The organism is Anditalea andensis, from assembly GCF_000714815.1.
Lineage (GTDB): Bacteria > Bacteroidota > Bacteroidia > Cytophagales > Cyclobacteriaceae > Anditalea > Anditalea andensis.
The window spans coordinates 114671-136298 of record NZ_JMIH01000018.1; the positions used below are offsets into that span (position 1 = coordinate 114671).

A 21628-nucleotide genomic window follows, 5' to 3' on the forward strand; every position below is an offset into this window, starting at 1 on the left:
TAAATCACCCCTTCAGCCCCACCAGCTCCATATGCATCACCTCCAGCGCATAGACCCCAAACTCCTCTGTCACCTTGCCGGTAATCCGATAGAACCCCAGGCCTTTGAAAGGAAACCTTTTCAGCATATCCGGGAAATGGACCGTATCCAGCCAGTTTCCCCTCTCATCCAGAAAAGTCCCGAAGGCCATGTGCTCCCGCCTTACCGTCCGGACATCTTTGGTGGTCACCAACCGCCCGAGTAGGGTCACTTTTTTATTTAAATAAAGAGGCAATTCTTTGGCATAAATCAGCCCTTTCCTGTCATCATCGACCAGCCTGAAAGAATCACCCAAATTAAACCCCAGCAGTTCGATCTCATCATAAGCATCTTCCAGCGGTTTGACCGGGAAATCCGGCAACTCAAAATGTACGGGTTCCTCCCGAAAAAGGGCCGCTGTCTCTGGCTGTTTATCCATCCTCTTTCTACGGAAATTAGCCCGCCAGAGCAGTTCTTTTTTGGTCATCCCGGTGAAATTCAGCGCCCCTACCCTGATCAGGATATTCAGCTGCTCCATATGGGTGCGGGTCCTTTCGATAAAGTCCTCGAGGCTCAGATAAAAGCCGTTTTCCTCCCGCTCGGCCAGTATCTTTTCGGCCGCAGCCTTTTCCATACTATGGATATGGATAAATCCGGTATAGACCACATCGCCCCTGATAGTGGTCAGGTACTCGCCCTTATTGACACAGGGAGGGAGTACTTTGGCACCTGTGCGCTTCAGCTCCTGAAAGTAAAACTCGGTGCTGTAGAAGCCGCCGAAATTATTGATCACCGCCACCATGAATTCCATCGGATAGTAGGTCTTCAGGAAAAGGCTCTGGTAGCTCTCCACCGCAAAGGAAGCCGAATGGGCCTTGGAAAAAGAATAGCCCCCAAAGGACTCGATCTGTCTCCATACCTCTGCCGTTATTTCATCCTTATAGCCTTTTCCCTTGCAGTTGGCAAAGAACTTCTGCTTGATCAGGTTGAAGTGGTCAAAAGAGCGGTATTTTCCGCTCATGGCCCGGCGGAGCACGTCTGCCTCCCCCATATCCATCCCTGCAAAATGGTGGGCCACCTTGATCACATCCTCCTGGTACACCATCACCCCATAGGTTTCCTTCAGCAGCTCCTCCATCTTTGGGTGAAGATACTCGATGGAAGTGGGATTATGATAGCGCTCGATGTACTGCCGCATCATACCTGACTTGGATACTCCAGGCCTGATGATGGAGCTCGCGGCTACCAAAGTAAGATAATCATCACACTTCAGCTTGGCCAACAGCTGCCGCATGGCGGGACTTTCTATATAGAAACAGCCAATGGTATCCGCATCCCTGATCTTATCGGCTACTTTGGGATCGCTAAAAAACTTCTCTACCTGGCGGATATCCACTTCCACCCCCCTGTTTTCCTTTACCAGGGAGACGGTGTCCTTGATATGGCCAAGCCCCCGCTGGCTAAGGATATCCAGCTTGAAAAGGCCGACCTTTTCTGCCAGGAACATGTCGATCTGTGCGGTACAGAAATTTTTGGGAGGCAGCTCCTTTGCCGTATAGGCGTAGATAGGTTGCTCACTGATCAGCATGCCTCCGGGGTGGATGCTGAGATGATTGGGAAAATTCTCCATCAGGGCTCCGTATTTCAGGAGTGCCCGCTGGATCTTGTCTTCCGGATAGTGGTTTCCCCTCATCACCAGCTGGTCTATTTCAGGCTTGGGCAGACCGAAAACTTTTCCCAGCTCCCGTATGATGGCCTTCCGCTGGAAGGTACTGTACATACCCAGCAGCGCCACATGTTCCTTTCCATAGCGCTTGAATACATAGTCAATGATCTCATCCCTGTCCTTCCAGCTGAAGTCCATATCAAAATCCGGAGGCGAGGTACGGTGGGGATTGAGAAACCGCTCAAAGTACAGGTCGAGCTTCATAGGATCCACATCTGTGATGCGGAGACAGTAGGCCACGATGGAATTGGCCCCGCTGCCCCTACCTACATAGAAGAAACCCCTGTTCTGGGCATAGCGGACCACGTCCACCACGATGAGGAAATAGGCATTAAAGTTCAGCTGATTGATGATCCTGAGCTCCTTGATCACCCGCTCCCGCGCTGCTTTGTTGTTTTTCCCATAGCGGCTGGCAAAGCCGTCCATGGTCAGCTTCTCGAGAAATATCCGGTCATCTTCCGCAGAGGCAGAGTAGTGTTTTTTATTTTTATCTGTATTGAGCTCCATCGAGAGGGTACAGGAATCCAATATCTCCTTAGTCCTCCGGAGAATGTAGGGATACTCCTGAAAAACTTCCTCCAATACATGGGCCTCTTTAAACTGCTCATCCACTCTGGCGATGTCCTCGGGCGTGAGCTTGGATACCAGCGTATTTTTGCCAATAGCCCGCAGCAACCGGTGGAGATTGAAATAGGTCTTGTTCTGAAAAGTCACCGGTTGCAGCACTACCCACTTCTCCGGATGGTGCTCCATTTTGACTCCGTAGAGTTTATTGACCTGATGGGGTCGTATGCCCAGGAGTTCATTTGCCTCCAAGACTTCCGGCGGATGCATTCCATACGCATAGATTACCCAGACCTGCTCCAGCGCCGGCCGCTCCGGAAAAAGAATTGCCCCCTGCAGGTGATGGGTGAGAAAACGGTTGATGTTCAGGAGACCTGTATCGTTTTTGGCCAGGAGGATATAGCAGAAAGCATCTTCATTGCGGATCTCGCAGCCCGGGATGGGTTTGATCTCTTCCCGCCTGCAGAAATCCACAAAATCCCAGACATCGGCCGTGCTGTTGATATTGGTCAGGGCAAGGGTTTCTACTCCCCTTTCCCTGGCCATCTTCACCAGTTCCTCCGTCCCGATGGTGCCGTACCGGTAGCTGAAATATGTCTTACAGTTGAGGTACATCAGCTTTTATTTGTATTGAGAGATACTGCCCTTTGTACCGCAGGCTCGCCATAGCGCTTCCGGATCTTGTCCATGGCCTGGTATAGGCGGACATTTTCTTCTGTATCATCAAAGAGGCTGATCTGCTGAAAGCCGCCCACCATATGGCTGACCCGCACCCCGAGCAGCCTCACCAGCATGCGCCGGTCATACAGTTTTACAAATAGCTCTTTGGCCTTGGACAGCAGTACATGGTCATTGGCCGTATAGGGGATCATGGTCTGGCGGGTGACGGTATCGAAATTCGCATAGCGGAGCTTCACCGTCAAGCAGCCGCAGAGTCTCCGCTGGTTGCGCAACTGGAAAGCCACACTCTCGGTCATACGGATCAGCTCGCTATAGAGAAACTTCATGTCAATGGTGTCACTGTTAAAGGTTTCCTCTTTGCCAATGCTCTTCTGCTCGGTATAGGGCACCACCGGGGCATCGTCCTGGCCGTTGGCTTTTCGGGAAAGCTCTATGCCGTTTTTGCCCAGCAGATTTTCCATCATGGGCACGGGTATCTCGCTCAATACCTTAATGGTCTCCACCCCCATCCTGCGGAGAAGGGAGGAGGTCTTGTTCCCCACACCCGGTATCCTTTCTATGGCGAGGGGTGCCAGATATCCTTTTTCATTGCCATAGGGTATGTAGAGCTGTCCATTGGGCTTGGCATCATCGGTGGCTACTTTGCTGATCAGCTTATTGGAAGCCAGCGCATAGCTGATGGGCAGCCCTGATTCCTTTAGGATGGTCTGCTTCAGCTCGGCGGTAAACTGCCGGCAGCCAAAGAAACGGTCCATACCCGTAAGGTCCAGGTAAAATTCATCGATGGAAGCTTTCTCCACCACGGGTACCCGGTCCCGGATGATATCTGTCACCAGATTGGAATACCGGCTATAGCTGTCCATATCCCCACGCAGGTAAACTGCCGAGGGACAGAGCCGCCTGGCCAGCTTCATCGGCATGGCACTGTGCACGCCAAACTTCCGGGCTTCATAACTACAGGACGCCACCACTCCCCGGTCGGAGTTCCCTCCTATGATCACCGGTTTTCCGTTCAATGCGCTGTTTCCCAACCTGGCCACACTTACAAAAAAGGTGTCCAGATCAAAATGCACCACGTTTCTTTCCATTGTCCTGAACATTCTATATATTTGGTATTATTAATATCAATACTGTGACATCTATAATATCAAAACTCTATGGATAATCAAAATGTTTTTTGGGCTGCCAATCTTAAATTTCTAAGGATGAGGAGGAAATATAGTCAGGATGAGATGGCCGAAAAACTTGGGATCAAACGCTCCAAACTGAACGCCCACGAAAACGGACATACCAAAAACCCACCTCTGGATGACCTGATGAGGCTTTCTTCATTTTTCAAGATGAGCATCGATACCTTGATCAGGGTGGATCTCTCGAAGCTCTCCGAACTGAAGATCCGTGATCTGGAGGCTGGAAACGACGTCTACATCACCGGCAGCAATATACGGGTGCTGGCCACCACCGTAAACCAAAACAACCTGGAAAATGTGGAGCTGGTCCCTATCAAGGCAAAGGCAGGTTACCTCGCCGGATACAGTGATCCTGATTTTATCAGTAAGCTGCCTGCCTTTCATTTGCCACAGCTGGATACGGATAGAAAATTCCGGATGTTTCCCACCGAAGGGGACTCCATGCTTCCGGTACCGGAGGGTGCGTTTGTGATCGGGGAATTTGTCCAGGATTGGAACACGCTGAAGAAAGGCGTGCCCTGTATCGTGGTGACCAGGGAAGAAGGGATAAGCTTTAAACTGGTGAGCAACCTGCTGGAAGAAAAGAAAGTCCTGCGGCTCGAATCACTCAACTCCCTCTACTCTCCCTATGAAGTGGAAGTGCAGGAAGTGCTGGAGATATGGAAATTCCATAGCTACTATACCGACACCATCCCCGAACCGGAGTCTTCCCTGCAGCAGCTTACACAGCAGGTGCATGAGATCAAATTGAGTTTAAGGAAGTTGACCGCGGGAAAACTCATCCTTTGATTAAGCAAGAGCTAAAACGCTCAGGGGACACCAAAGCATACTCCTCCCAGCATATCCAGGGAGGAGTTCCTTCCACATATAGAAAATTTTCTTGAACCAATCAAACTTGGACCGGCCGAAATAGCTGATCATTCCCCGGTATCAGCTCTGTTTATGACAGCGGCTATAACCATGAAAAGTCTCTGGGTAAATTAAGTAAACTATTGATAAATAAAATCTTATTATAGATTTATCTTTTAATTTTAATTATTATTTTTTAAGTTGATGTAGCGTTTGACAGGGATAAGGCGTCAAGACCTAAAAGATGTTCTACTTAATTTGTGTTTCTATGAAAATACGGGCCATATTACGGATTATCCTAATATTCTACTTCAGCGTATGATTACACAATACTTAAATTTTACCTTTGTCTAATTAAGCGACAGTGTTATGATGAAAAATTTTAAATTATCGGGATGGATTTTGACATTAATATATATTCCTTTTTTATGTAGTTGCGAAAAAGATGAAATAGAATGCTTGCCGTATGAAGGAGAAATTTTTCCTGTCTCTTATAAAGGATTGTTCGGCATGTCTTGTAACGGTATTGTTATTAAAGTGACCAACACTTCAGTAAATTCCTTTTTCGAATGGGAAGGGGTAAGGGAGGAGAACATTATAACCGTTCGTATTCCAAATGGGATGGGATTTGAAGAGGTTTTCGGGTTTCCCATCGACGAGAACATAGCAGGCCAAAGATTTTATTTTGATTTTAGGGAACTCCTCCCGGAAGAGTTTAATGTATGTACTATGGAATATGCTGAACCAACCAAGTTGGTCTATATGACCGATTTTTCTCTTATTAAATGTAATGGCAAACAGTTAAATAATATAACACAATAATCCAATAATCAACCTAACACACAACTTTATGAAAGGATTTTTTAAATGGTTTATGGTATCACTTATTGTAGTTTTTCTTTTTTCTAACAATGATGATATCCCTTATTATTGGGAGGGAGAAAAAAAACATTACTATGAAATTGATCCCAAAAAGATTTTAATTGAGTTCACAATTGACCGGATGGAAGAACAAAATCTAAAAGTTTCATTTCCGGAAGCGGAGACATACCGAATTAAAAATGATTCAACTATCCAGTTGATTACAAGTTCCGGACTAAAATTGATGGACAGGCTTTCCGACCAAAAGAATGTAATTCAGTATCCTGCTATCAGGGTCAAAGGAACCTATGGGACTTCATTTATTACCGATGAAATTTCAATCATGTTCAAAAGCCAAAAAAACGAATCAGAATTAAAAGAGTTTGCCGATAAACTGGATTTAAAATATCTTGAAAAAACAAGCTACGGTGCCCACCTTTTCATTGTTCCGAAAAGAACAAGTACTGTTGCCATTGCCAACTCCATTCAGGAGAATGAGCAGGTTTTATGGAGTAATCCTAACTTTGTGCATCTGATATCTCTTTTTAACGACCCTCTTTATCCTGACCAGTATTATCTAAACAATAATGCCCAAGGAGGAGGAACAGCCGATATTGATATCAATGCACCGGAAGCATGGAATATTTCCTTTGGGTGCAATGACATCCGGGTAGCGGTGATAGACGATGGAGTGGAAAATCACGAAGATTTTGAGGGTAGAGTGCTGGCTGGGTTTACAGCAGGTGGTAATAATACAGGAGGGTTACCCCTAAATGATCCTTCCAAAGGCCATGGACTTGCTTGTGCAGGTATACTAGCTGCTTCACATAACGAAATAGGGATTAAAGGAGTTGCCCCTAATTCGCAAATTATCCCTATAAATATTTTTCCAAACGTTCCAGATCTCTTAAATCCCGCCGGAGCAGCTACCAATGCGGAAATTGCGGCAGCTATAAATTGGGCATGGCGGCCTGACCTAGGCAATGCACATATATTGAGTAACTCTTGGGGTGGAGGGACTCCCAATGCTGATGTCACAACCCAAATTACAAATGCCAGAACAATTGGTCGAGATAATTTGGGAGCTATTGTCGTATTTTCATCGGGTAATTCACATGAGATTTTTAGCGGGGTGCTTTATCCTGCCACGATTAATGGCGTGATTACCGTAGTGCTATAAATAGAAACGGTAATATATGGAATTATAGTAGCCGAGGTCCTGAAATGGATTTGGTTGCCCCTTCCGGGAATGTAGGAGGTAACGGGGATGTTGTTACAACGGACAGAATGGGAAATTTGGGCTATGATCCAGGAAATTATACTTTTACATTCGGAGGTACTTCTGCCGCCGCACCTCAGGTTTCAGGTGTTGCAGCACTGATGCTTTCTGTAAATCCTAATCTGACAGAGGTTCAGGTAAGAACGATCCTTCAAAATACTGCCACTGATATGGGTCCTGCAGGCTTTGACAATACTTTTGGATTTGGCAGGGTAAATGCCCATGCCGCTGTGCAAGCCGCATTACCGATCTCCGGTCCCGACCTCCTCTGCTTGTCCAGTACCTATACCCTAGATGATGTGCCAGCGGGAAGTACGGTCACCTGGAGTGCGGCACCGGCTTTTCTATTTACCAACACATCAGGTTCGGGCAATACTTTTACTACAGCTCCGGCCTCTATCAACGGGCAGGGGACCATCACGGCCACCGTCACCGGAACGTGCGGGACTGCAAACCTTTCCCGCAATATCCAGGTGGGGCCTCCCACCAGTATCAATGGGCTTTCCCAAAACCAGATCATCTGTGATAACCAGTACATCAACTTGTCTTCAGAATTTGGTTATCTGTCCTATAACTGGACGGTTTTGGGAGGAACGGTCGTATCAGGACAGGGCACAGCCCAGGTCACCGTACTGACAGACAACAATCCCTTTCAGGGATACAACATGATTCCCGTCAGGCTGAACGTGACCAGTACCTGCATGGATGGCACTAACGAAATCACCGCTTATGTAAATAACTGTGGGGGAAGTCCTATTGACCCCATGATCTATCCCAACCCAGCGTCTGATGAACTGACCATTGAATTGAACCATATAGAGGAAGGAGTAAGAAAAGAAGAAAAGATGGTAGAACTCAGTCTTTTCGACCACAGAGGCACAGAGGTCTTCAAACAGACCACTTCCGAAGACAAGGTGGTACTGAATGTCCGCCATTTAAAAAATGGCTTCTACTACCTCCATATCCGGTATAAAGATGCCTTGATTAGGAAGCAGATACGGGTGGTGCGGTAAGGTATATGCCTGCCAGGTTATTCTAGTTTGGCTATTTACTAGTTGCAGGTCACAATACAGCCTTTGATAAGAATAATTTCCAATGACTACGGAATGGATAATTTGCTTTTTGCATTAATAGCTTTTAACCTATCCTATCCTTTTCAACGAAATATCTAATCCTATAGCAGTTCATTACCGTCTCGCCCAGATGGGTGATCAGTTTATAGTTAGCCACCGCACCAACAGGAGCACCAATTAAGGGGATGAGTTGAGCGAGTTTGACCAGGTCCAATTTAAAAACCTTAATAATATTCATACATCCTTCTCTCCAAAATAGAATAACCCCATTGGGGAGAATTTTCCCGTTCTTCCTTCAACCTACCTTCTTCATCATAAAAATACTGGAAAGCATCACCACCACCATGTATTGTAGTTTGCTTTGCCTGGAGTTGCTCCTGGTCATTATACCTGTATATATACTTCATGTATATAGACTCTCCAATAATATAATTCATTCTTACAAGAATATTATCTTCATATATATATTCATTGCGTTCTTCATCAGAATATTCTGTTACCTGGAGCAGTCCTCTTTCGTTATATATGTTTCTTAATCTAAATCTAGGTGGGGAGCCGTCAGAAAGGATTAAATCAACAGTCTCGATAGTGCCTTCTGCATTAAAGGTACTTCTTAGATTACCTGTCCATGAAAAGCTCCCTTCATTATAGCCATATGATTTTTTAGTTTCCAGCCTCCCTTGATGATCATAGAAATATATGCTGGCTCCTAAAGTATCTTTATCGTGATTTAAATTTACGGTCAGCACTGTATTCAAATCCTCATCATAATAGCGGTGTTGAACGCTTCTATAATCACTTGAATTTAATAAAAAAGTATAAACCATGGCCAATTCTCCGCTGGGCATTAGCAGATTTCCATTTAGAATATCGAAGAGCTCTTGGTTTTCAGTATTATCATCCACCATAGGATGCTCTTCATTTTGACATCCAAAAAGTAAAAACAGCAAAGGAAAATAAAGTGATATTTTGTAGGAAATTTTCACACAAGTTTTTAGTTTAGTCAAAACTAACAAATATTTTTAACTTTTATGATATTTTTATTTTGCACCAATTCGGTTTTTTCTCAAATTAAAACAGAAAAGGTTTCTTTTGAATAAATCCCGGTCAGAATAAATTCTATTCGGGAAAAGCCTATAGCTGTTGAAATTCCGGAGAAAAAAAGCAGACTGCTAAACATAGAAAGAAATATGCTTGAAAAAGAACTAGGAATAGATGAACTTGCATTTGGAATTTTCACAGATTTCTTTTTTGATATTAGTGCGATAAAACCATTTTGTGATCAAGGGATTTGTTACAAGGAAATTGAGATATTATCAGAAGGGTCTAATACACTTGGATTTGTTTTCAAAAGCCTTTACCTGTCAGAAAATTCAAAATTATATATAATAAATGATGATGCATCTTATTTGCAAGGACCATATACCAAAAACACAGTAAACCTGCCAGATAAATTTATATCAGGTCTCATACCAGGAGAAAAGTTACGAATCTTTTTAATTGAACCTTATATGGAGCAAAATAGAAGCAAAGTCGAGATTTCTCAAATATCTCATGGAATTTTAGATTTTTTTGGTGTACAAAAACATCAGTATTCTATTTCTCAATCAGATTGTCCGGGGTTCGATTGTTCCGCTATTTGTAATGAAAACATTAAATGCCATCAAGATCACACATTAGAATCACTTGGCGTAGCATTAATGTTGAGAAAATCGGAAAATACATATTACGCTCATGGCACTGGAACATTGATTAATAATGGGAAACAAGATTTTGAACCAATTATGTTAACTGCAATCCATGTTTCTTCACTTATTCTGTTAGACAGTATGCAATTTATGTTTCATTATAGAAGCCCACAATGTGCACCTACATCAAATGGTCCTATGAATATAACAGTTCAAGGTGCTGAAAATTTAGATATTGTGGCAGAAACTGATTTAAAACTTATTAAATTAAATGTGAATCCATATAATAATCCTGTATTTGCCAATAATCCTGTTTCATATCTCGGATGGAGTATTATTGACCAAAATATACCATATGTTACAGGGATTCATCATTCTTTAGGTGATGTCCAAAAGTTTATGGGAGGTAGTTCTCCATCTAAGGTAACAATAAATGATCAATATTTTTGGGAAACTCACTTAACCAATGGGCTTTTGGACATAATAGGTTCGGGGAGTCCACTTTTTGATCATAATAAAAGAATTATTGGAGCAAATCACGGAAGAAGGCCTGGTGTAAATTATGAATGTAATCATCCAGAAAGTCCACCGCTTTTATATGGAAGAATTGATAAATCATGGTACAAGTTTTGTCAATTTTTGGATCCAGATAACGAAGGGATTGTAGCACTTAATACAATTACTGACCAAGTAAGTACTAAAATAAAAACTGAAATTACTGGCCCCGACCTCCTCTGCTCTTCCAGTACCTATACCCTAGATAATGTCCCGGCGGGAAGTACGGTCACCTGGAGTGCGGCACCGGCTTTTCTATTTACCAACACTTCAGGTTCGGGCAATACCTTTACTACAGCTCCGGCCTCTATCAACGGGCAGGGGACCATCACAGCCACCATCACCGGAACGTGCGGAGCAACTACCATTTCCCGCAATATCCAGGTGGGGCCTCCCACCGGTATCATAGGACTCTCCCAAAACCAGATCATCTGTGATAACCAGTACATCAATCTTTCTTCCGAATTTGGTTACCTGTCTTATAACTGGACAGTTTTGGGAGGAACAGTCGTTTCAGGCCAGGGTACAGCCTAGGTCACCGTACTGACAGACAACAATCCCTTTCAGGGATACAATATGATTTCCGTCAGGCTGGACGTGACCAGTACCTGCATGGACGGAACTTCTGAAACTACTGCTTATGTAAATAACTGTGGGGGAAGTCCTATTGACCCAATGATCTATCCCAACCCAGCGTCTGATGAACTGACCATTGAATTGAACCATATAGAGGAAGGAGTAAGAAAAGAAGAAAAGATAGTAGAACTCAGTCTTTTCGACTACAGGGGCACTGAGCTCTACAAACAGACCACTTCCGAGGATAAGGTAGTACTGAATGTCCGCCACCTCAAAAACGGCTTCTATTACCTCCATATCCGGTATGAAGGGGCCCTTATCAGGAAGCAGATTCGGGAGGTAGGGAATAACCCTGCCCGGTTTTGAAAACCTGGCAGGGTTATTTTTGCTCTCTTAGCTTTGTTTGGAAATGATCATCTACCTTAGCCGTTTAAACATGCAAACCTTTGATAATTAGAATTTTATTTAAAATTTATCTTGCGCATATAAATATTAATAATTAAGTTGTTGTAGCGTTTGATCGGGCTATCGCGTAAAGGCTAAAACGATGTAATGGTTTAATTTTAGCATACAAAACAAACTAATAATGAAATTGAGAATGACAGAAGGCATCACGCATAAGGCTTATTATATCTCATGCAAGATTCTCTCGAATAAATTCGGGACAGGCTATCCCTACCTTCGTCTCGTAACAAGAACTGACTCATGCAATATTAAATTTTAACAAATGAAAAATTCACTGGTTATTTTAGGAACAATACTCTTAATGGGATTTAGCTGTGATAGAAAAGACATATATCCGGATAAAGCAGGATGTTATGATACAAATAAAACAATTAAAACTGCTTCCAACGCAAAAGGTATGATACAGATGATGGAAAAAGATGCGGAAATCATATGGTATATTTTATCCATGGAAGGAATAATCGGTGATGATAGACCAACCTTTGATGCCAGGGATGTGGTAATTCCCTGTAATCTCCAGGATCAATATAAGGAGATAGGGCTTAACGTTGTCTTTTCTGGAAATTTAGAGGATACTGGACAGGATTTTGGTGATTTTCCCCATATATATTATACCAAACTTAGTAAAATAAATTTAATAATAGACTGATTCATAATAGTAAGCTTAAATATTTATCAGGAAATGGACTTTACGACCAGACCACTTCCGGACCAACGACCACCTTAAATGTCCGCCATCTCAAAAACGGCTTCTACTACCTCGGTATCTGGTATGAAGGAGCCCTGATCAGAAAGCTGATCCGGGTGGAGCGGTAAATACACCTGCCAGGTTTATTTTTGCTATCCCAGCTTTCTTGGGAATGATCAAAATATCCTATCCTTCTCAGCAAAGTACCTCAACCTATAGCAATTCATCACCGTCTCCCCAAGGTGCGTGATCAGCTTATAGTTGGCCACCGCACCTACAGGGGCACCTATCACAGGGATCAACTGGGCGAGTTTGGCTAGGTCGATATAGTCGCGGTATTCTAGCTGAAAGGTACGCCAGTCGAAATCTTCTACCTTGGCAGGCAAGTTTTCACAATACAGGTCCCAGTTCTCTATTAAATTGATGATCTCCATTCTTCTTTTGGAGCTGGAGAAAGCCAGTTGAAAAGCATATAATAGAAACAAACGCTCCCGGTAATCCTTTACTGAATAGCCATATACAGATCCTATCTCCATCATCATTTTGAACTTGAGACTAAGAAAAGCAGCAAAATCCACCATACCCATCACTATACCCCCGGCACCGGTTACCGCGCCTTCCACGGCAGCGGTCTTTTTGTAAAACTGAATCCTTTCCCTTACCAAAGATTCCCTCATTTCCAGGGGGGTATTGGGAGCCAGCTCCGTATTGAAAAAAGATGAACCGAACTGGATTCCCTTCACCATTTTTTCAATGATATAAGTGATACTCTGATGGTACTTTTCGGGAAGCCAGCTATTGATTTTCTTTTGGATATAATTGGGCAACTGGCTGATCACTCCAGGTTCTTTCCGCAGGCCTATCTGCCAATAGGTTAAATCTTGCCGGATGGCATCTTCATAGAAGCTCATATTTAATGGATTATTTTAAAAATTACGTCAAATTATGAACCAGAAATTGAAAAATGTCGGTGGATCGATATGAGATGACCGAAGTAAAATATAGTAAGATGTAAAAACTGAGAAAGTAGAAGAAAATATGTACTTCTTTACCTTACATGTTTTGATCACCTTAGTCAAAACTCTAAAAAATAAAAAAGCAGGAAAATGTTTCCTGCCCTTTATAATGAAAACTAAACCAACTATTATTTAACTACCACAATTAGAACAAATTTAACAAAATATTCTATTTTTCATATTAATTTAAGTAATAATTCTCGTGTTGCCTATTTTTAGTTACCTATTTTAATCATATGCATAATTTAATTTGTACTAAGATATCTCTATATCATATTTAAAAACCCATCATAAACCCTATATATCCTACGAATCGTTTTATTATAAAAATTATTTGGAAGTATCCTATAATTGATAAATAGACAGCGTAAGTAAAAAAATAGAATGCTACCTTTATGCAAAATAGGTATGCATTCTAAGATTAGTGTAATATTCTCAATTAACATTTGTATAGTATTATGAGTATAGATCCTGAAAATCCGCTTATTATCAGAGATTATTTGGCCAGACAGCGGACACGTATGGCAAATGAACGTACGCTTTTGTCCTATATAAGAACCAGTTTATATTTTCTGGTAAGTGGTACTGCTCTTATAAAAGTAGAAGACTTAGACAATGTCAGTGATTTAGGCTATATATCCTTTGCAATTAGCATAATTTTGGTATTCCTTGGCTTTTTCGCCTTTTTTCGTGTAAAGAGAAAAATGAAAAAAGGATATTATCATAAAATGTAAGATGACTGTAGAAATCGGGATTGTTTTTTCCATTATAGCCTTGGCTATGTTATTGTTTATAACCGAAAAAGTATCAATAGATACCGTTTCAATTCTGGTTATGGTTTTATTTATGGTTACCGGGATATTGACTTTTGAAGAAGGCGTGTCTGGTTTTAACAACAGCGCCACCATCACAGTAGGGTCCATGTTTATCATCAGTGCAGCTATTTTTCAGTCCGGGGCATTGAATAATATCAACAGAATATTTCTGAGAATGAGCAAACAGAATGAATTTCTGTTTCTGCTCACGATGATGCTTTTTGCCGGAGCACTATCAGCTTTTATAAATGACACCGCTGTAGTCGCTATTTTAATGCCCACGGTGATAAAAATAGCCAAGGATACTAACATTTCGCCATCAAAACTTCTCATGCCCCTGTCCTTTGGTGCACTTATGGGGGGTGTCTGTACCCTTCTTGGCACCAGCACCAACATACTGGTCAGCGGAATAGCCGAAAAGCATGGTTTAGCCCCTTTTGGCATTTTTGAAATGAGTGGCATGGGGTTAGTATTTTTAACAGCAGGGATAGTGTATATGCTTACAGTAGGCAGATGGCTTACCCCTGACCGGCCTGTTCAAAAAGATCTGGCATCCAACTTTGATCTGGGTGATTATATCACTGAAATATCTATAACTGATGATTTTAAAGATATCGGTACTTCGATCAAATCATCACAATTCTTTAATGACTATGAAATTGAAGCTTTACAGATCATTCGCCAGGACGGAGAATTATTAAATGCCTACCCCTATTCTGTCTTAAAAGCAGGGGATACTATCCGCATAAGCTGCGATAAAGAAACACTAAAGGATTTGAAAAATTACCAGGGCGTAACTTTAAAAGTAGACCTCAAGTTCACCGATAAAGATCTGGAAACCAAGGACACCAAACTTTATGAAGCTGTCATTACCCCGCACTCTTTTCTAGTGGATAAGACGCTTAAATCCATCAACTTCCGAAATTTCTTTCAGGGCATTACGGTACTGGCCATACGTCACCGGGATGATATAAAAAAAACTAAACTGACAGACAGTAGGATATCAGCAGGGGATGTATTTCTGATAAGGTCGGAAGGGAAACTGATGGACAAATTAAGAGACAGGAATGAAGATATGCTCATCATATCCGAGGAGCCCAGCTTCAAATTTAATTTGCCGAAAATGATTTTGACCATTTCCATCGTACTGCTGGTCATCCTGCTGGCATCTCTGAAAATATTCCCGATAGGTATGGCTGCCATATTGGGCGTGATCATACTGGTACTCCTCAGGGTGCTGAACGTGGAGGAAGCCTATAGATCTATTGACTGGAAAGTAATATTTATGCTCGCCGGTATCCTCTCTATGGGAGTGGCATTAGAAAAAACAGGGGCTGCCGCTCTTTTAGGTTTGTTTATATCAGATCATTTGGGCCAGTTTGGACCCTCTGTGGTAATGAGCAGTATCTTTGGCATCACTTTTCTGGTGACCAATATTATGTCTAACAATGCTACTGCAGCACTACTGGCACCTATCGCCATATCTGTATCTTCAGCGATGGGGATAAGCGACAGGCCTTTACTGATGGCGGTGACATTTGCGGCATCCTTAAGTTTTATGACTCCGATGGGCTATCAGACCAATACCATGATTTATACACCTGGAAATTATAAGTTTAAAGACTATCTTATCGTAGGTACACCACTGAATATCCTTTATTGGATAATAGCGACAATAGCTATTCCCTACTTTTTCCCGTTTTAAAAAAAAAAAAAATGGATAAAAAAATTTTCGGGATAGCTTATTAATAGGATATTTTAAGGGAAATATACCTATTTATGAATATTGGTCATTTATTTGTAGTAGTGTTTTTATAAACAAACTTCACATTATTATGAAAACTTTTGGTATTGTTTTGATCGTAATAGGCATCATCATGATGGTGGTTACTGGTTTTTCTTATGTCACCCAAGAAACTATCATAGATGCCGGACCACTAGAGGTCACAGCTGACAAGGAAGAAAGTGTCAACTGGCCGCCATACATAGGAGGTATAGCATTGATTACAGGAATTATAGTCTTGGCAATGGGTAGAAAAAAATAACTGTTCAAAAAGAGGCTTCGCTAGAGGCCTCTTTTTTTGGGAACAGGGATTGTATGGTGGAATCAATCTCATTTAAGCTTTTAATTATAAATTCTAATCGGTAAATTACCTTTTTAAAATCATCCATTTTGAAATTAGCAGCAGTAGATATAGGGTCCAATGCAATTAGGCTCCAGATTACCAACGTGACCTTTTACGAAGGCAAAACCAATTTTAAAAAACTGGAATATTTAAGGTTTCCTTTGCGTCTGGGGCACGATGTATTTTTAAACCGAAAAATCAGTGACAGGAACAGAAGGAAATTTACCAAGCTGATGAAGGCTTTCAAGATCCTTATAGACCTATATGAAGTAGACGATTATATGGTATGTGCCACCTCTGCTATGCGGGAATCTGAAAATGGAAAGGAAATCGTAGAAGAGATCAAACAGGATATAGGGTTAAAAATTCAAATAATAGACGGTAACCGAGAAGCAGATTTAATCAATATGGCCCTTTGGAGTTATATAGATCAAAAATCATATCTCCATATTGATGTAGGAGGAGGCAGTACAGAACTCAACATTTACGTTCACAAAAAAAAGGTGGCCAGCAAATCCTTCAAAATCGGCTCTGTAAGGGTACTGGATGACTTGGACAGCCCAAAGGTCTGGAAAAGTATGTATAAATTTATAGAAACCCATATAGATGACAAAATGAAAATCACCTGTATCGGTACAGGAGGTAACATCAATAAGATTTTTGAACTTACCAAACCAGGAAAAAAACGCTACCTTGAAATAGACAAAATAAGGGAAATCCAAACCTATCTGGAGAGTTTTACCTATGATGAAAGGGTAAATAAACTAAATTTGAACCAAGACAGGGCCGATGTGATCGTCCCTGCATCTAAAATATATCTAGGGGTGATGACTGCTGCAAAATCTCAAAGAATGATCGTCCCTGACGTAGGTTTAAAAGATGGGGTTATGAACCTGTTATTCGAAAGGAATAAAAAAGGCCCTGTTTCATAGGGCCTTTTTTATCATTCAATCAAAACTACTTCAACTATATCTTCGGGGCGCAATAAAAAGAATTCTTTGTGTATATTGAATACCGCTTCACCTTCGGCAGGTTCTTTAGCCACATAATTACCATCTTCCTGCATCCTATAGGCATTTACATTATCTTTTAGGTTAAAGGATATTATATTCATCAGTTGCTTTTGGAGCAAAGGGGATTCGACCCGAAAAAGAGATTCGAGTCGCCTGTCAAAACTACGTACCATCATATCTGCACTTCCGACATACGTTCTGTACGAGCCCATATTATGAAAATGATAGATACGGGAATGCTCCAAAAAATCACCTACTATAGACAATACTTCTATGTTCTCACTTAGCCCTTCCCGTCCGGGACGTAAACAACATATCCCTCTTACAATTAGCTTTACCGGCACCCCTGCTTGAGATGCTCTATAGAGTGCATATATCACTTCACTGTCTTCCAGAGAATTGACCTTGATAAATATACCGCATTTTTCTCCCTTTCGGGCATGTTCAGCCTCCTCTTCTATAAAACTAATCAGTTGATTCCGCATATCACGGGGCGCTGTGATGAGATTTTGATAAGTAGACGGCATGCTATGTCCCGTGATGACATTGAAGAACTCTGAAACATCATTGGCCAAAACTTCATTAGTAGTAAGCAACCCAATATCTGTATATAGTCTGGAGGTATCTTCATTGTAATTACCGGAGCCAAGATGGACATATCTGGTGACCTGGTTTTCATCCTTCTTGACGATGAGCAATAACTTAGTATGGGTTTTCAGATTACTAACCCCGTAAATTACAAAACAACCTGCACGTTGGAGTTTTTTGGCCTCCCGCATATTATTCTCTTCATCAAATCTGGCCTTTACTTCAAAAAGTACCGACACATGTTTGCCATTTTCCACCGCCCGAAGTAAAGCAGTAGTAATCCTGGAATCCTTTGCCAAGCGGTAGATGGTCATTTTAATAGCCATGACATTGGGATCATCAGCAGCTTTTTCGATCAGATCCAGTATAGGATCTATATTATTATATGGATGATGCAGGAGCACATCTTTGTTCTGCAGCACATGGAAAATATCCTGGGTCCTTGCTTCCGGATAGGACAATGGCGGAACAGGGGCCGGTACAGCAGGGATTTTATCTTTAAATCTTTTGTTTCCTATCACCTGCCATAGTGCAGTAAAATCTAACATGCTGGTTTTAGCTACCTTAAATATGCTGTCTTCTTTAATAACCCACCTTTCTTTCAGCAGATTAATCATCCAGGTACTGTACCCATCTTCTATTTCTATTCGCACTACCCTGCCCGTCTTCCGTGCATTTAGTTTCCTCTTTACCTCTTCCAGAAAATTGGTATCCATGTCCTCACTTTCTTCGAGTGTAAAATCCCCGTTTCTGGTTATCCTAAATAGGTTAATGGACTCTATATCCACATTTCTGAACAGCGATACGATATGTTCTCTTATCATCTCCTCTATAGGGACATAGATGACAATATCCTCCCGCTCCACTTCAAAGAAGCGGGGAATATTGGAAGGGATCTGAACAAACGAGAGCTTTCTGTTGTCTTTTTTATCACCCGGACTAATGGTGACGACCCCAAAAATCAAAAGTTTGTTCATCAGAATAGGAAATGTATGATATCCATCAAATACCATTGGGGTAAGCATGGGGTATACTGCCTTATAAAAATATTCTTTGATATATTCCTGCTCTTCTGGATAAAGGTTTTTGACATTGCTCAGCATAAAATCCGAATCCTTCATGGAGGGCAATAGATTGTGCTGAAAATGAATATGTAGCCGTTCGTGAAAATCCTGGCACTCTGCCATAAGTTTAACCTTAAAGGGCTCTTCCCTCAATCCCGAATAGTCTACCCGTTCCTTATCATAATCCAGGTAGTTGTACAGGGATCCCACTCTGATCATAAAAAATTCATCCAGGTTAGAAGCAGCGATAGCCAAAAACTTAAGCTTTTCAAAAATGGTACGGCTATCCTTAGTGGATTGGTCAAAGACCCTGTCATTAAATTTCAACCAGCTCAAGTCGCGGCTGATCAGGTCACTGCTCTGTATTAAACTTTCTATTTTATCCGGTATTACCACTTTCATCTAATTCAATTATTTGAATTTAACCTACTTTATGCAGAATATACAATATGCCTGTATTAAACCTGCCATCATTTTCATGCCATATACCCGTAAATTACTTAAAAAGTTTGAAGGGAACAATTGGCCACAAAAAAGGGGCACATAGCCCCCTCTTTATTTATATTTTTACTGAAAGATCATGTATCTATTTTAGCATACTTGGCATTCTTCTCAATAAAATCTCTCCGGGGAGCAACTTCATCCCCCATCAGCATGCTGAACAGATGATCTGCTTCAGCAGCCGAATCAATCGTCACCTGCTTTAAGGTTCTGGTATTGGGATCCATAGTGGTCGTCCAAAGCTGCTCAGGGTTCATTTCCCCCAGACCTTTGTACCGCTGAATGGAAACACTTTCTTCTTTGCCATCTTTGGCCAGCTCTTTTATAGTAGCCTGTCTTTCTTCTTCAGTCCAGCAGTACCTTTCTTCTTTACCACGTTTTAGGAGATAGAAGGGAGGAAGGGCTATATAAACATACCCTTTTTCTATCAATGTCCTCATGTACCTGAAAAACAGGGTCAATATCAGGGTACGGATATGGGAACCATCGATATCCGCATCCGTCATGATGATGATCTTATGGTACCTAAGATGACTAAGGTCAAGCTCTCGCTCATCATTCATAGTTCCTATCTTGACACCTAGGGCTGTGAGTATGTTTTTGATTTCCTCATTGTCATAGATTTTATGCTCGTGCGCTTTTTCTACGTTAAGGATTTTTCCTTTCAGAGGTAGGATAGCCTGGAAATCCCTATCCCTTCCCTGTTTGGCTGACCCACCAGCTGAGTCCCCTTCCACTAGGTATATTTCACATACTGTCGGATCACTGTTGGCACAATCTGCAAGCTTACCTGGAAGGCCACCACCTCCCAATACATTCTTACGCTGTACCATCTCGCGGGCCTTTTTGGCTGCATGCCTTGCCTGAGCGGCTAATACCACTTTCCCTACGATTACCTTAGCCTCCCGTGGATGTTCTTCCAGCCATGACTGTAACACCTCAGATACAGAACTGTCCACTGCACCTACTACGTCAGAATTCCCAAGCTTTGTCTTCGTCTGACCTTCAAACTGCGGTTCGGCTACTTTTACAGAAATAACAGCTGTAAGTCCTTCTCGGAAATCATCTCCGGAAACTTCCAGTTTAAGTTTATCCAGCATCCCGGATTTATCCGCATAAGATTTGAGAGTTCTGGTAAGTGCCCTTCTAAATCCTGATACATGAGACCCTCCTTCATAGGTATTGATGGTATTCACATAAGATACCACATTTTCAGAATAAGAGGAATTATAACTCATGGCTACCTGTACAGGCACGCCGTTTTTCTCCGATTCTATGTATATGGGCTGCTCTATAATTTTCTCCTTATTTTCATCCAAGTATTGGACAAATTCTATCAGGCCGCCTTCAGAGAAAAATTCATCGGATTTTGGCTTTCCTTCCTCATCTTTATCTCTCAGATCAGTGAGTGTAATACGAATGCCAGCATTAAGAAATGACATTTCCCTCAGCCTGGTAGCGATTGTTTCGTATTTATAATCTGTTATTGCAAAGATTTCAGGATCAGGTAAGAAATGGATAGTGGTACCTCTTTTTTCGGTAGTGCCTATTTCTCTTACCGGATATTGCGGTGCTCCTTTGGAATATTCCTGTTCAAATATTTTACCCTGCCTGTACACGGTAGCATGCAGCATGATTGAAAGGGCGTTCACACAGGAAACACCTACCCCATGGAGTCCTCCTGATACTTTATAAGTATCTTTATCAAACTTGCCCCCCGCATGGAGGACAGTCATCACCACTTCTAAAGCGGACCGGTTTTCTTTTTTATGAAGATCAGTCGGTATTCCCCTACCGTTATCCTCCACTCTCACAGAATTATCTTCTAATATAGTAACATGGATGGTGTCGCAATGTCCTGCTAAAGCTTCATCGATAGAGTTATCTACTACTTCCCATATCAAGTGATGTAATCCTTTGATGCCGATGTCGCCAATATACATGGCAGGCCGTTTTCTTACTGCTTCTAAACCTTCTAGGACCTGAATATTGACTGCACCATAATCAGCGCGACTCTCTTCATTTTCTTGACTCATAATAATTTTAATAATATAAATAAAGAGGATAAACACCCTCCTGTATCAAAAGCTTTTCAATCTATAATAATACGTCTTTTTTGGCAATTAACCGCCTAATTTAAACAAAAATACCCATATTTTAAACTATAAATAATTCAATTCTGTACCTTACCTTTTACAGTTGATTTGTAATTAAATATAGGATGGATTATGATTCCCATTTCCTTTGGGTAAATGGCCTGTTAACTTTTTGATAATGAAGCTAAATATGAAA

The 21628-nt window shown here is 41.7% G+C and carries 18 protein-coding genes; 11 read left to right on the forward strand and 7 right to left on the reverse strand.

Translation table 11 applies throughout. From position 1 onward, the window contains the following. Nucleotides 1-4: 4 nt before the first annotated feature. Nucleotides 5-2923, reverse strand: a complete 2919-nt coding sequence (locus EL17_RS10860) for a DNA polymerase III subunit alpha (RefSeq protein ID WP_035073792.1) — start codon at nucleotides 2921-2923, stop codon at nucleotides 5-7. Next, nucleotides 2923-4077: a DNA polymerase IV gene (gene dinB, locus EL17_RS10865; protein ID WP_205623555.1), complete on the reverse strand. Its 1155-nt coding sequence runs from the start codon at nucleotides 4075-4077 to the stop codon at nucleotides 2923-2925. The genes EL17_RS10860 and dinB overlap by 1 nt, the downstream gene beginning before the upstream one ends. Nucleotides 4078-4146: 69 nt before the next feature. Here dinB and EL17_RS10870 point away from each other — a divergent pair, with 69 nt between their 5' ends. From EL17_RS10870 to EL17_RS24355, 4 genes are all read left to right on the forward strand, one after another. Next, the gene (locus tag EL17_RS10870) at nucleotides 4147-4968 is read left to right on the forward strand and encodes an XRE family transcriptional regulator (protein WP_035073796.1); all 822 of its coding nucleotides are present in this window, start codon (nucleotides 4147-4149) and stop codon (nucleotides 4966-4968) included. A 429-nt stretch (nucleotides 4969-5397) separates the two neighbouring features. Continuing rightward, complete coding sequence (locus EL17_RS10875) at nucleotides 5398-5850, forward strand: hypothetical protein (protein ID WP_164675057.1); 453 nt, start codon at nucleotides 5398-5400, stop codon at nucleotides 5848-5850. A 28-nt stretch (nucleotides 5851-5878) separates the two neighbouring features. Then, entirely contained in the window at nucleotides 5879-7069 is a 1191-nt protein-coding gene (locus EL17_RS24350) for a S8 family serine peptidase (RefSeq protein ID WP_051719954.1), read from the forward strand. Nucleotides 7070-7113: 44 nt separating this feature from the next. Continuing rightward, nucleotides 7114-8181 (forward strand): S8 family serine peptidase, encoded by a 1068-nt coding sequence (locus EL17_RS24355; protein ID WP_051719955.1) that lies wholly within the window; start codon nucleotides 7114-7116, stop codon nucleotides 8179-8181. A 124-nt stretch (nucleotides 8182-8305) separates the two neighbouring features. Here EL17_RS24355 and EL17_RS23115 read toward each other — a convergent pair whose 3' ends face one another. Then, a complete protein-coding gene (locus EL17_RS23115; protein WP_084166195.1) occupies nucleotides 8306-8479 on the reverse strand; it encodes an EcsC family protein in 174 nt (57 codons plus the stop codon). After that, entirely contained in the window at nucleotides 8466-9227 is a 762-nt protein-coding gene (locus EL17_RS10885; RefSeq protein WP_035073803.1) for a hypothetical protein, read from the reverse strand. Before EL17_RS10885 ends, EL17_RS23115 begins: the two co-directional genes overlap by 14 nt. A gap of 900 nt (nucleotides 9228-10127) precedes the next feature. Here EL17_RS10885 and EL17_RS23500 point away from each other — a divergent pair. The 3 genes from EL17_RS23500 to EL17_RS10900 all read left to right on the forward strand — a co-directional run bounded on the left by EL17_RS23500 (nucleotide 10128) and on the right by EL17_RS10900 (nucleotide 12174). Beyond that, nucleotides 10128-11018 (forward strand): hypothetical protein, encoded by an 891-nt coding sequence (locus tag EL17_RS23500; protein WP_164675058.1) that lies wholly within the window; start codon nucleotides 10128-10130, stop codon nucleotides 11016-11018. A 42-nt stretch (nucleotides 11019-11060) separates the two neighbouring features. Beyond that, nucleotides 11061-11426, forward strand: a complete 366-nt coding sequence (locus EL17_RS10895; RefSeq protein ID WP_035073807.1) for a T9SS type A sorting domain-containing protein — start codon at nucleotides 11061-11063, stop codon at nucleotides 11424-11426. A 361-nt stretch (nucleotides 11427-11787) separates the two neighbouring features. Next, nucleotides 11788-12174, forward strand: a complete 387-nt coding sequence (locus tag EL17_RS10900) for a hypothetical protein (protein ID WP_164675059.1) — start codon at nucleotides 11788-11790, stop codon at nucleotides 12172-12174. A gap of 215 nt (nucleotides 12175-12389) precedes the next feature. On the opposite strand, the gene EL17_RS10905 is transcribed toward EL17_RS10900, so the two are convergent. Next, the gene (locus EL17_RS10905) at nucleotides 12390-13124 is read right to left on the reverse strand and encodes an EcsC family protein (protein ID WP_035073812.1); all 735 of its coding nucleotides are present in this window, start codon (nucleotides 13122-13124) and stop codon (nucleotides 12390-12392) included. A 563-nt stretch (nucleotides 13125-13687) separates the two neighbouring features. Here EL17_RS10905 and EL17_RS10910 point away from each other — a divergent pair. The 4 genes from EL17_RS10910 (at nucleotide 13688) to EL17_RS10925 (ending at nucleotide 17102) form a co-directional block, all read left to right on the forward strand. After that, nucleotides 13688-13963 carry a YidH family protein gene (locus EL17_RS10910; RefSeq protein WP_035073815.1) on the forward strand — a complete coding sequence of 92 codons (276 nt, stop codon included), beginning with the start codon at nucleotides 13688-13690 and terminating at the stop codon, nucleotides 13961-13963. A 1-nt stretch (nucleotide 13964) separates the two neighbouring features. Beyond that, a complete protein-coding gene (locus tag EL17_RS10915) occupies nucleotides 13965-15749 on the forward strand; it encodes an SLC13 family permease (protein ID WP_035073817.1) in 1785 nt (594 codons plus the stop codon). A gap of 130 nt (nucleotides 15750-15879) precedes the next feature. Further along, a complete protein-coding gene (locus EL17_RS10920; protein ID WP_035073819.1) occupies nucleotides 15880-16089 on the forward strand; it encodes a hypothetical protein in 210 nt (69 codons plus the stop codon). Between the two features lie 128 nt (nucleotides 16090-16217). After that, nucleotides 16218-17102: a Ppx/GppA phosphatase family protein gene (locus EL17_RS10925; protein ID WP_035073820.1), complete on the forward strand. Its 885-nt coding sequence runs from the start codon at nucleotides 16218-16220 to the stop codon at nucleotides 17100-17102. Between the two features lie 11 nt (nucleotides 17103-17113). Here the strand turns inward: EL17_RS10925 and ppk1 are convergent, their stop codons facing one another. Further along, the gene (ppk1, locus tag EL17_RS10930) at nucleotides 17114-19237 is read right to left on the reverse strand and encodes a polyphosphate kinase 1 (RefSeq protein ID WP_035073822.1); all 2124 of its coding nucleotides are present in this window, start codon (nucleotides 19235-19237) and stop codon (nucleotides 17114-17116) included. A gap of 176 nt (nucleotides 19238-19413) precedes the next feature. Beyond that, a complete protein-coding gene (gyrB, locus tag EL17_RS10935; RefSeq protein WP_035073824.1) occupies nucleotides 19414-21372 on the reverse strand; it encodes a DNA topoisomerase (ATP-hydrolyzing) subunit B in 1959 nt (652 codons plus the stop codon). Nucleotides 21373-21628 lie beyond the last annotated feature (256 nt).